Raw genomic sequence first — 9764 nt, 5'->3', positions numbered from 1 at the left:
GCCAAGATGGACGACTACATGATCAAACGGAACGAGACCGCCCGCCCCTTCAAGTGGACCTACGCCGCCAGCCCCCTCCAGGAAGCCTGAACCCCCCTCCACGAACTTTCGCGGAGCAGCACTAGTCGCCCGCGTCTGATCCGCGTGGGAAGAGAGCCCCGGTGTCTCCAGGCACCGGGGCTTTCGCATGCCCTGGAGGTGGCCATGGCCACGAAGAACCTGCCCTGCGCGCGATGCGGCTCCCTGATGTGGCGGAGCAAGGACTCCCTGCCCGAAGGGCACGCCGTATGCCGGCCTTGCCGACGAGACCGACCCCAGCCGTATTCCCGGGCCGATCGCTACATCCCGCGCCCGTGCGCGCACTGCGGACGGGAGTTCACCGATCCATCCCGGGGCACCTGTTCCGACAGGTGCGCCCGCCTGCGCATGGGCACCAACGTACGGCGCCTCAACGGGGTACCCGCGCAGCCCGAGCCGTGCGGCGGATGCGGGGCGCTTACCGTGCGGGGCCGAAATCAGGAGGGCCGCTTCTGTGAGGCGTGCGCCCGGTCGCGCCGCCGCGCCAAGGATCGGCGTGCGGCGGCAGTGCGGCGCGGTGCTGCGGCGGCTGGCCCTCGCCCGCTGCTGGAGGACGTAGCCCTGCGCGACGGCTGGCGCTGCCATCTCTGCACGCAGCCGGTCGACCCCGCCATGCACTTCCAGCACCGTGACGCGGCGACGCTGGATCACCTGGTGCCGGTCTCCGCCGGCGGCACCGACGAGGCCTCGAACCTTGCGCTCGCGCACCGCGGTTGCAACTCCAGGCGGGGTACCGGCGGCCTGGTTCAACTCGCGCTGATCTGAGAGGCGGGCTTCATGGGCCCTGTAGAGAAGGCCGTCCGGGAAGACGTCGAGGCGATCGGCGGCCTGGTCGGTGTGGAACCGACGCTGGCCGAGATGGCCTTCAAGCTGGCGGCCGACATGGATGCGGGCGGAGGCGACGACGGGCGGTTGCTGCCCGCGCTGAACAAGGAGCTGCGGGCCACGTTGAAGCAGCTCGTCGACGGGCGGCCGGCGGAGGAGGACGATGACGACCTCGCCGATCTGGACAGCCCCGACTGAGTTCGGCGAGCAGCTGCGAGAGCTGTACGGCCTGGAGTGCGCCCCCTGGTGGGGCACCCCCCGGCGGCCCGACTTCCCCACGCTGGGCGGTAAGGCGGCCAAGGTCATGCAGCGGCTCGGCTTCGAGCCCATGCCCTGGCAGCGGTACGTTCTCGACGTTGCGTTGGAGCTGGACCCGGACACGGGGGTGTTCGCGCACCGCGAGGTGGGGCTCAGTGTTCCGCGCCAGCAGGGGAAGACCCAGCAGATCCTCGCCGTGATGGTCCACCGGATCATGGCGTGGGAGCGGCAGAACGTGACCTACGCCGCGCAGAACCGGACGATGGCCAAGAAGCGGTGGGAGGACGAGTTCCTCGCCACCCTCGACGGCTCCTCCTTGTTCGGGAAGTACCGGCCCCGCAAGACGACGGGCAACGAAGCGATCATCTGGGGCAGTACCCGGTCCCTGCTCGGCATCACCTCGAACACGGAGAAGGCCGGCCACGGGCCACCACTCGATCTGGGCATCATTGACGAAGCGTTCGCCGCTGAAGACGACAGGCTTGAGCAGGCGTTCTCCCCGGCCATGCTGACGAAGCCCATGGCGCAGCTCTGGTGGGCCAGCGCAGGCGGCACGGACCGCAGCGTCTGGCTGAACAAGAAGCGCGAGGCCGGCCGCGAGCTGATCCAGCAGATGTGGGCCACGGGCCACCGGCCGCGGGTCGCCTACTTCGAATGGTTCGCGCCCGATCACCTGCCGCGTGACCAGCCGTCCACGTGGCGTACCGCGCTGCCTGCGCTTGGGCACACGGTGTCGGAAGACATCATCAGGGCGGAGCTGGAGAAGCTTGACCCCGGTGAGTTCGATCGGGCGTACCTGAACCGCACGCGTAAGGCGGCTCCGCCGTCGGACCCCAACGTCCCCAAGACCGCGTGGCCGGGGCTCGCCGAGGAACGATCCCGGCCGGGCCCGGAACTTGCGCTGGCCGTGGACGTGTCGCAGGACCGAAGCACCTCGACGATCGGGCTGGCCTCGCTGCGGGCCGACGGCCGCGTGCACCTGGAGGTCGTTGACCGGCGGCCCGGCACGGCCTGGGTGGTGCCTGCGGTCGTACGCCGTCGGCAACTACATGACCCGGTGGCGGTGGCGATCTCGGCATCCGGGTCGCCCGCGTCCTCACTCATCGACGACCTGGTCGCCGCAGGGGTACGGGCGCCGCAGACCGCAGACGAGAAGGAGCATCCGTTGCCGGGGCACCTGGTGGTGATGCGGACCGGCGACATGGTCGAGGCGTGCGGGCAGATGGCCGATGCCATGAACCAGGGCACGGTGGCGCACATCGAGCAGACGCCGCTGACCGCCGCGGTAAACGGAGCCATGACTCGGCGGGTGGGTGACGCGTGGGTGCTGGACCGGACTCGGTCACTGGCCGAGGTGTCGCCGTTCGTCGCTGTGGTCCAGGCGAGGTGGGCGCTGCTCGCCCGGGGGCCGATGGTTCGCGCGGACTACGACGTGCTCGATTCGATCTACTGAGGAGGCGCCGTGAGCGGTGTGGTGACGACACTGCTGGACGCGCTGGCGCTGCTGCTGATCGCGGCCGGGTTGGCGCTCGGCCTGTGGCCGTACGCCGGCGGGTTCGCACTGTCGGCCGCAGGTGTGGTGGTGCTGGCCGGTTCGCTGTGGTCGGCGCGGGGAGGCGGTAGCGGATGAGCCTGTTCCGGCGCCGCAGTATCCAGGGTCCGTCTGCGTCCGAGTTGATCCCGCGCCGGCCGGAGCAGCGGGCCGGCGGGGTGGTCGTGACGAACGAATCGGCGCTCCGTCACAGCGCGGTGTGGGCGTGCCTGCGGCTGCGCGCCAACCTCGTCAGCACGATGCCGGTGGACGTGTACCGGCGGGTCGGCGAGATGAAGGTGGAGGTGCCCAAGCCGCCGGTGCTCATCAACCCGGGCGGGGACCGGGTCGGGATGATGGAGTGGTTGTACTCCACCCAGTTCGACCTCGACCGCGCGGGAAACACGTTCGGTCTGATCACTGCTCGGGATGGTCTCGGCCTCCCGGCGCGCATCGAGTTGGTGCCGCTGGCGGACGTCACCGTGCGGCATCGGGACGGCGTGGTCACCTACCGGATCGGGCAGCAGGAGTACGGCGCCGACGAGGTGTGGCACGAGCGGCAGTACACGGTGTCCGGTCTGGCCGTCGGCCTGTCCCCCATTGCGTATGCCGCGTGGTCGATCGGCGAGTACCTGTCTGTGCAGCAGTTCGCGCTGGACTGGTTCGGCAACGGTGGCGTTCCGGCGGCGCACCTGAAGAACACCGCGAAGACTCTGTCCCCGCCTGAGGCAGAGGAGACGAAGCGCCGGTTCAAGTCCTCCACCACCAACCAGGACGTGTTCGTCACGGGCAACGACTGGGAGTACAAGATGATCCAAGCGGACGCCGCCGGCGCCGACTGGATCGAGGCGAAGCGGTACGGCATCGGCGACATCGCCCGCTTCTTCGACTGCCCCGGCGACTTGATCGACGCGGGGTCGAACGGCATGACGTACGCCAACATCACCCAGAGGAACCTCCAGTTCCTCGTGATGAACCTTGGCCCGGCGATCATCCGCCGCGAGGACGCGCTGTCGGCGCTCACCTCGCGGCCGCGGTTCGTGAAGCTCAACACCGACGCGCTGCTCCGCATGGATCCGCAGACCCGGGCCGCGATGCTGCGCACGCAGATCGAGTCCCGGCAGCTCGCCCCGTCCGAGGCCCGCGAGTTGGAAGACCGGCAGCCGTTCACCGACGCGCAGCTCTCCGAGTTTGACCGGCTGTTCGGCACGAAGAACCCGGCCCCGGCGGCCGGGACCACCGCCACGACAGGAGTCCCGTCATGACAGATCCGGCCAGCCTGCGGGCGCAGGCCGCAGCCGCCCGCCGTTCTGCCGCGGGTGCCACCGAGATGCGGGTACCGCGCGATCGGCCCGAGTCGCCGGAGGTGCGGTTCACTTCGCAGCTCCGCGCGAAGAAGGTCATGCGCGACGAGATGGAGTGGTACGAAGTCGAGGGCTACGCCTCCAGCTTCGAGCGCGGCTATGAGATGTGGGACGCGTTCGGCCCGTACACCGAGGTCGTCACCAAGGGGGCTGCGGACAAGACACTCGCCGCCGACCCGGAGGTGGTTTTCCGCTTCAATCACGGTGGGACCCCGATGGCCTCGACCCGGAACGGCCGGCTTCAGTTGTGGGCCGACGACGCGGGGCTCGGCCAGCGAGCGTGGCTGAACCCGAAGCGCTCGGACGTGCAGCTGCTCGTCCAGGCCATCGAGGACAGCGACGTGAGGGAGCAGAGCTTCATGTTCCGCATCACCTCGGGCCAGTGGTCCCCGGACTACAGCGAGTACCGCATCCAGGAGTTCGACCTGGAGCGCGGTGACGTCGGCCCGGTCACCTACGGTGCCAACCCGCACACCAGCGTCTCGGCCCGCAGCGGGGAGTTCCTCGCCTCCATCGACAGCCTGTCGCCGCTCGTCGCTCGCGAGGCGTACGAACGCCTGGCGCTCCGTGACGATCTGTCCGGCCTGCGGCAGCAGCCCGCAGCCGGGCCGGCTCCCGCGTCGGAGCCGGAGGCGAAGGGCCGCTCGGTGTCCATGCTGCGGACCCGGCTTCTCGTCGCGCAGAGCGAAGAGTACTGATCCACCTCGTTCCACCTTCCAGCACGCCGTCCGGCAGATCGCCCGGAGGCGGGACTCGCCACGCCCGGCAGACGACTCGGGCCCGCCGCGTAGTCGCGCTGCACCCACGACCAACATCCCGATCTACCGGAAGGCATCACCATGCCCGGAACCATCGACGACCTCGTCGCTGCCATCGAGGTCGAGCTGGAGGCCGCGAAGAAGCGCGGCAAGAAGGCGAACGCCGAGGTCAAGCTGATCCTTGACACCGCACAGCAGGACGGCCGGTCCAACCTCACCCCGGAGGAGGACGACCGTGTCGCCGAACTGTTCGCGGCCCGCGACCAGAGCAAGCGGGACATCGAGGGCATCGCCATCAAGCTCGACAACGCCAACAAGATCAAGTACGAGGAGGAGGAGCGGACCGCCGAACAGCGGAACGTCAAGCCGACCTCGACCGAGCAGCGCAAGCCCGCCTACGACAAGGTCGCCCGGGTCACCCACGAGGAGCGAACCTACACGCGGGAGAACGACCCGCACGGCAAGCAGTTCCTCATGGACGTGTCCCGCCAGTTCCTCCTCAGCGACGTCGAGGCGCAGGGCCGGCTCGCCCGCCACATGCACGAAGAGCGCGTCGAGCGCGCCGCGTTCATGCAGCGCGCCACGAACACCGGCGCGTTCACGGGCCTGGTCGTACCGCAGTACCTGACCGACCTGTACGCCCCGGCCACCGCCGCACTGCGGCCGTTCGCGGACATCTGCAACAGGCACGCGCTGCCGGAGTCGGGCATGTCCGTGAACATCTCCCGGATCACGACCGCGTCCTCGGCCGCGCTTCAGGCGTCGGAGAACGGCGCGGTGTCCGAGACGGACATGGACGACACGCTGCTGACGATCCCGGTGCAGACCGCGGCCGGACAGCAGACCGTGTCTCGGCAGGCCATCGACCGCGGGCAGGGCATCGAGGACGTCACCATGCAGGACCTTTTCAACCGGGTCCACACCGTCCTGGACAACACCCTCATCAACCAGGCCAGCACCGGCTTGTCCGCCGTGGCGCAGGCCAATGCGTACACCGACGCGTCGCCGTCCGGCGCCGAGCTGTACCCGAAGATCCTGTCCGCGGCGGCCGGGGTCGAGGCGGCGATGCTGGCGATGGGCCGGCCGACGCACGCGGTGATGCACTCGCGGCGCTGGTACTGGCTGTCCAGCCAGATGTCCTCAACCTGGCCGATGATCAACTGGACTGGTATCCCGGCACAGTCCGCAGGCCAGGCCAACTCCTCCAGTTCCTACGGTTCCGGCGTCCGCGGTGTGCTGCCGTGCGGCCTGGAAGTCATCGTCGACAACAACATCGGCACCGGCCTCGGGGCGGGTACGAACGAGGACGAGGTGTTCGTCGTCCCGTCGTCCGAGTGCCACCTGTGGGAGGACCAGGAGGCGCCGCTGATGATCCGCGCGGAGCAAACGAAGGCGGCGAGCCTGGGCGTTCTCCTGGTCGCGTACAAGTACTTCGCGTACACGTTCGGCCGGTACTCGAACGGCATGCAGAAGATCGGCGGCACCGGTCTCGTCACGCCCACCTTCTAGCCCCTCGACGGCCGGCCCACGCAGGGCCGGCCGTCCTTCGCTCCTCCGACAGGAGAACTCGTCATGCCCGCTCGCCCTGTACAGGGTGATGTCGCCCTGCCCCCTCTCGCACGTACCGCCAGTGCCACGAGCGGGCCCGTCGCGGCCGCCGGAGCCGCGCAGGTTGCCGTCCTGCTGGTGCATTGCTCGGCCGCGTCCGGTACCACCCCGACTCTGGACGCGGTGCTGGAGCAGTCTGCCGACGGTTCCAGTTGGAGCACCCTCACCGGGTCCGGGATCACTCAGCTCACCGCCGCCGGGAACCGGGTCTCTGCCGGCGCGGTCACCGCGTCCTACGTCCGTGCGGCGCTGACGATCGGCGGCACTACCCCGTCGTTCACCTGCTCCGCAACCATCCTCTTCGTCTGACGGAGGCGTCACTGATGAGTACCCGCAAGGAAGATCGGAAGATGATCGCCGCGCTGCTGCGTGAGCGCGAAGGCTACAAGCGGCGCGGCGAGAAGGACCGCGTCCGCCAGGTCGACGAGCAGCTGGAGCACTACGGCTACGAGGGCGACGCGGATCAGAGCCGCGGCCCGGCCGGCCGCTCGGCGCCGAGCGGGCAGACCGCCGACGCGAGTAGCGACGGCAAGGAAGCCGCGGCCAAGACGCCGGCGAAGAAGGCCGCGGCCGCCCCGGCGCGCGCGGCTACGACGAAGCCGGCCGACAAGGCCGAGGGCGACACCGGCGGAAAGTGAGCCGGCCGTGGCCAACGAGTACGCCGACCTCGGCACGCTGAAACGGCAGCTCGGCCTGGACGACGATGACGACAGCCGGGACGCCTCGCTGGAGCAGGCACTCAATACCGCGTCCCGGTCCATCGACAAGATGACCGGCCGCAGGTATTGGCTGGACGCTGAGCCGGTGGCGCGGGTGTACCGGCCGCACGGCCGGACCGTCGTCGAGGACGGCGGGACGGCCCTGGTGGTCGACGACATCGGCAGCACGTCCGGCCTCGTCGTCGAGACGGGGTCGGCCGCTGCATGGTCGGTGGTGACCACGTGGGAGACCCTCCCGGACAACGCCCTGGTCGTGGGCCGCCCGGTGACCGCGCTGCTGCGGTCCGGCGGCTGGGGATCCGGCACCAGCCGCGTCCGTGTCACCGCCCGGTTCGGGTGGCCGGCCGTCCCTGACGAGGTCGTGCAGGCCACGCTCATCCAGGCCAACCGCCTGTTCAAGCGGAAGGACTCCCCCGAGGGCGTGACGGGGTCCGCCGACTGGGGTGTGGTCCGTCTGTCCCGCCGGGACCCGGACGTCTGGAACCTGATCGAGCCCTACGTACTGCCCGGTTTCGGGTGAGGAGTCACCATGCGCATTCGCATGATCACCGCCATGCCCGAGGGCGCCACCCGCGACGGCGAGCCGTGGCCCGCCGAGGGCGAGGAGGCCGACCTGCCGACCACCGTCGGCGCGCACCTCGTCGCTGCCGGTGTCGCCGAGGAAGCCACCGAGCCGAGCCCGAAGACGGGCCGTCGCAAGGCTGCGGCGAAGGGGGTGGACGACGGTGCAGATGGCGGCAGTTCGTGAGGCCATCGCGGGCGCCGTCCGGGCCGTGGTCCTCCCTTCCGGCGCGGGCCGGCTGACGTGCACCGGCTACACCCCGGACTCGATCACCGCGCCCTGTTTCTTCGTGGCCGAGTACACCGTGGCCTACGACAAGGCGTTCGGGCGGGCGCTCGACGAGGCGGAGCTGACGTGCCGTGTCCTCGTCGGGCGGGCCGATGACCAGACCTCCCAGCGGCTCCTTGACGCGATGCTGTCCGGCGCCGGTCCGGCCTCCATCAAGGCCGCCCTGGTCGCCGCCCGCGGGGCCCCGGGCGAGGAGGCTCTGGACGGCCACGCGGACGACGTCCACCTGGAGCGGGTGCAGAGCGTCCGCTGGTACGAGCACCAGGGCACCACCTACGTCGGCGCGGAGCTGATCGTCAAAGTCATCGGCGACGGAAGGGACTGACATGGCCAAGTTTGTGCTGCTCAACTGTCGGCTGTACGCGGTCGCCGCAGACCTCACCGGCGCCTCCAACAAGATCGAAGTCAGCGCCGAGGTCGAGGACAAGGAGTCCACCAACTACCTGTCAGCCGGCTACAAGGAAGTCATGGCTGGCCTCGGCTCGGCTGAGTTCACCGGCGAGGGGCAGTGGGAGGCCGGGGACCCCAGCCTCGTCGACAACGCGTCCTGGGCGCAGCTCGGCGGCGTCGGGCCGTGGACCGCGTGCCCCGACGGCGCCGGCGTCGGCGCGCTCGCCTGGTTCACCTCCGCCATGCGCAGCGGCTACCAACTCGGCGGTGCGGTCGGCGACGTCGCGCCATGGACCGGCACCGCCAAGTCGTCCTGGCCGCTGGTGCGCGGGGTGATCGGCCATCCGGCCGGGACCGCCCGCACCTCGACCGGCACCGGCACCGCCCAACAGCTCGGCGCGGTCCCCGCAGGGAAGCGCATGTACGCCGCGCTGCACGTTCTGTCGGTCGCCGGGACCACGCCGTCGATCACGGCCCGCATCGAGTCCGACAACGCGGTCGGGTTCCCCAGCCCCACGACGCAGGCCACGTTCGCCGCGGCGACTGCGGCGGGCGGCGAGATCCTGCGCACCGCGGGCGGCGCCATCACCGACGACTGGTGGCGGGTCGCCTGGACCATCAGCGGCACCACCCCCAGTTTCATGTTCGCAGTTTCATTGGGCGTACGCTAATCATCCGAGGTTCGCGATAGGCTGGGCTATGGCCAACACCAGCTGCGCTGTGCAGAGTTGCGACGCACGATACTTCGCAAAGAACTACTGCAAGCTGCACTACGAGCGGGCGCGCGCGGGCCGCCTGCTTGATGCACCGCATCGTTCGCAAGCACCTCTCAAAGCCTGTTCAGTCGACGGATGTGACCGTGCGCACGCCTCTCGCGGGTACTGCGACACGCACTACCGGCGGTGGCGGCGGTATGGAGACGCAGGAACTGCCGAGGCCCAGCCGTGCGGGCCGAAGAAGAAGACACCCCTTCCCTGCTCGGTGAATGGCTGCACCAAGCCGCGTCGGGGAGAGGAGTACTGCGCTCTGCACAGGGCCCGCGTCAACCGCACGGGGGACCCCGGACCGGCCCACCTCCTCCACACCGGTGAGAGCAATGGATACCTGACGCCGCAGGGGTACCGAATGGTCCTGCGCGGCGGCCGGTACCGCGCGGAACATCGGTTCGTAATGGAACAGGCCATCGGTCGGAACCTGTTCCAGGACGAGACGGTTCACCACATCAACGGCGTCCGCGACGACAACAGGCCCGAGAACCTAGTGCTGCACCGCGAAAGTTCGTGGAGGGGGGTTGGGCCGGTCAGGCCGGGCTGCCGAGGTAGAGGGTGCCGGCGCAGGTAAGGCAGTCCTCGGGACTGCCGATGGGGAGGCCGGTGGGGAGGA

At 69.7% G+C, this 9764-nt stretch carries 14 protein-coding genes; all 14 read left to right on the top strand.

Annotated elements, in window-relative coordinates; all coding sequences use genetic code 11:
- Positions 1-426 precede the first annotated feature (426 nt).
- Positions 427-843: an HNH endonuclease gene (locus tag OTB19_RS39970; RefSeq protein ID WP_267803716.1), complete on the top strand. Its 417-nt coding sequence runs from the start codon at positions 427-429 to the stop codon at positions 841-843.
- Positions 844-855: 12 nt separating this feature from the next.
- On the top strand, positions 856-1101 hold the full coding sequence (locus tag OTB19_RS39965; RefSeq protein WP_267803715.1) for a hypothetical protein: 246 nt from the start codon (positions 856-858) through the stop codon (positions 1099-1101).
- Positions 1067-2614 carry a terminase gene (locus OTB19_RS39960; protein ID WP_267803714.1) on the top strand — a complete coding sequence of 516 codons (1548 nt, stop codon included), beginning with the start codon at positions 1067-1069 and terminating at the stop codon, positions 2612-2614. The genes OTB19_RS39965 and OTB19_RS39960 overlap by 35 nt, the downstream gene beginning before the upstream one ends.
- 9 nt (positions 2615-2623) lie before the next feature.
- The gene (locus OTB19_RS39955) at positions 2624-2791 is read left to right on the top strand and encodes a hypothetical protein (protein ID WP_267803713.1); all 168 of its coding nucleotides are present in this window, start codon (positions 2624-2626) and stop codon (positions 2789-2791) included.
- Positions 2788-3957, top strand: a complete 1170-nt coding sequence (locus OTB19_RS39950; protein WP_267803712.1) for a phage portal protein — start codon at positions 2788-2790, stop codon at positions 3955-3957. Before OTB19_RS39955 ends, OTB19_RS39950 begins: the two co-directional genes overlap by 4 nt.
- Positions 3954-4754 carry an HK97 family phage prohead protease gene (locus OTB19_RS39945; RefSeq protein ID WP_267803711.1) on the top strand — a complete coding sequence of 267 codons (801 nt, stop codon included), beginning with the start codon at positions 3954-3956 and terminating at the stop codon, positions 4752-4754. Before OTB19_RS39950 ends, OTB19_RS39945 begins: the two co-directional genes overlap by 4 nt.
- A 141-nt stretch (positions 4755-4895) precedes the next feature.
- Complete coding sequence (locus OTB19_RS39940; RefSeq protein WP_267803710.1) at positions 4896-6323, top strand: phage major capsid protein; 1428 nt, start codon at positions 4896-4898, stop codon at positions 6321-6323.
- 63 nt (positions 6324-6386) lie between these two features.
- Positions 6387-6731, top strand: a complete 345-nt coding sequence (locus OTB19_RS39935) for a hypothetical protein (RefSeq protein ID WP_267803709.1) — start codon at positions 6387-6389, stop codon at positions 6729-6731.
- Positions 6732-6745: 14 nt separating this feature from the next.
- The gene (locus OTB19_RS39930) at positions 6746-7060 is read left to right on the top strand and encodes a hypothetical protein (protein WP_267803707.1); all 315 of its coding nucleotides are present in this window, start codon (positions 6746-6748) and stop codon (positions 7058-7060) included.
- 7 nt (positions 7061-7067) lie between these two features.
- Positions 7068-7661, top strand: coding sequence for a phage gp6-like head-tail connector protein (locus OTB19_RS39925; RefSeq protein ID WP_267803705.1), 594 nt, complete (start codon positions 7068-7070; stop codon positions 7659-7661).
- Positions 7662-7670: 9 nt separating this feature from the next.
- Positions 7671-7889 carry a hypothetical protein gene (locus tag OTB19_RS39920; RefSeq protein WP_267803703.1) on the top strand — a complete coding sequence of 73 codons (219 nt, stop codon included), beginning with the start codon at positions 7671-7673 and terminating at the stop codon, positions 7887-7889.
- Positions 7873-8316, top strand: coding sequence for a hypothetical protein (locus OTB19_RS39915; protein WP_267803701.1), 444 nt, complete (start codon positions 7873-7875; stop codon positions 8314-8316). Before OTB19_RS39920 ends, OTB19_RS39915 begins: the two co-directional genes overlap by 17 nt.
- A gap of 1 nt (position 8317) precedes the next feature.
- Positions 8318-9052: a hypothetical protein gene (locus OTB19_RS39910; RefSeq protein WP_267803699.1), complete on the top strand. Its 735-nt coding sequence runs from the start codon at positions 8318-8320 to the stop codon at positions 9050-9052.
- Positions 9053-9080: 28 nt separating this feature from the next.
- Positions 9081-9722 carry an HNH endonuclease gene (locus OTB19_RS43845; protein ID WP_420717003.1) on the top strand — a complete coding sequence of 214 codons (642 nt, stop codon included), beginning with the start codon at positions 9081-9083 and terminating at the stop codon, positions 9720-9722.
- Positions 9723-9764: the final 42 nt, after the last annotated feature.

It is taken from the genome of Streptomyces sp. H27-H5, from assembly GCF_026627505.1.
GTDB lineage: Bacteria > Actinomycetota > Actinomycetes > Streptomycetales > Streptomycetaceae > Streptomyces.
The sequence above is the reverse complement of the archived record's forward strand: the minus strand, read 5'-3'. Positions and strand labels throughout refer to the sequence as shown.

Excerpts from the sequence above, each read along its gene's own strand:
- OTB19_RS39970 (WP_267803716.1), top strand. The coding sequence starts at position 427 with ATGGGCACCAACGTACGGCGCCTCAACGGGGTACCCGCGCAGCCCGAG.
- OTB19_RS39965 (WP_267803715.1), top strand. The coding sequence starts at position 856 with ATGGGCCCTGTAGAGAAGGCCGTCCGGGAAGACGTCGAGGCGATCGGC.
- OTB19_RS39960 (WP_267803714.1), top strand. The coding sequence starts at position 1,067 with ATGACGACCTCGCCGATCTGGACAGCCCCGACTGAGTTCGGCGAGCAG.
- OTB19_RS39950 (WP_267803712.1), top strand. The coding sequence starts at position 2,788 with ATGAGCCTGTTCCGGCGCCGCAGTATCCAGGGTCCGTCTGCGTCCGAG.
- OTB19_RS39945 (WP_267803711.1), top strand. The coding sequence starts at position 3,954 with ATGACAGATCCGGCCAGCCTGCGGGCGCAGGCCGCAGCCGCCCGCCGT.
- OTB19_RS39940 (WP_267803710.1), top strand. The coding sequence starts at position 4,896 with ATGCCCGGAACCATCGACGACCTCGTCGCTGCCATCGAGGTCGAGCTG.
- OTB19_RS39935 (WP_267803709.1), top strand. The coding sequence starts at position 6,387 with ATGCCCGCTCGCCCTGTACAGGGTGATGTCGCCCTGCCCCCTCTCGCA.
- OTB19_RS39930 (WP_267803707.1), top strand. The coding sequence starts at position 6,746 with ATGAGTACCCGCAAGGAAGATCGGAAGATGATCGCCGCGCTGCTGCGT.
- OTB19_RS39920 (WP_267803703.1), top strand. The coding sequence starts at position 7,671 with ATGCGCATTCGCATGATCACCGCCATGCCCGAGGGCGCCACCCGCGAC.
- OTB19_RS39915 (WP_267803701.1), top strand. The coding sequence starts at position 7,873 with ATGGCGGCAGTTCGTGAGGCCATCGCGGGCGCCGTCCGGGCCGTGGTC.
- OTB19_RS39910 (WP_267803699.1), top strand. The coding sequence starts at position 8,318 with ATGGCCAAGTTTGTGCTGCTCAACTGTCGGCTGTACGCGGTCGCCGCA.
- OTB19_RS43845 (WP_420717003.1), top strand. The coding sequence starts at position 9,081 with ATGGCCAACACCAGCTGCGCTGTGCAGAGTTGCGACGCACGATACTTC.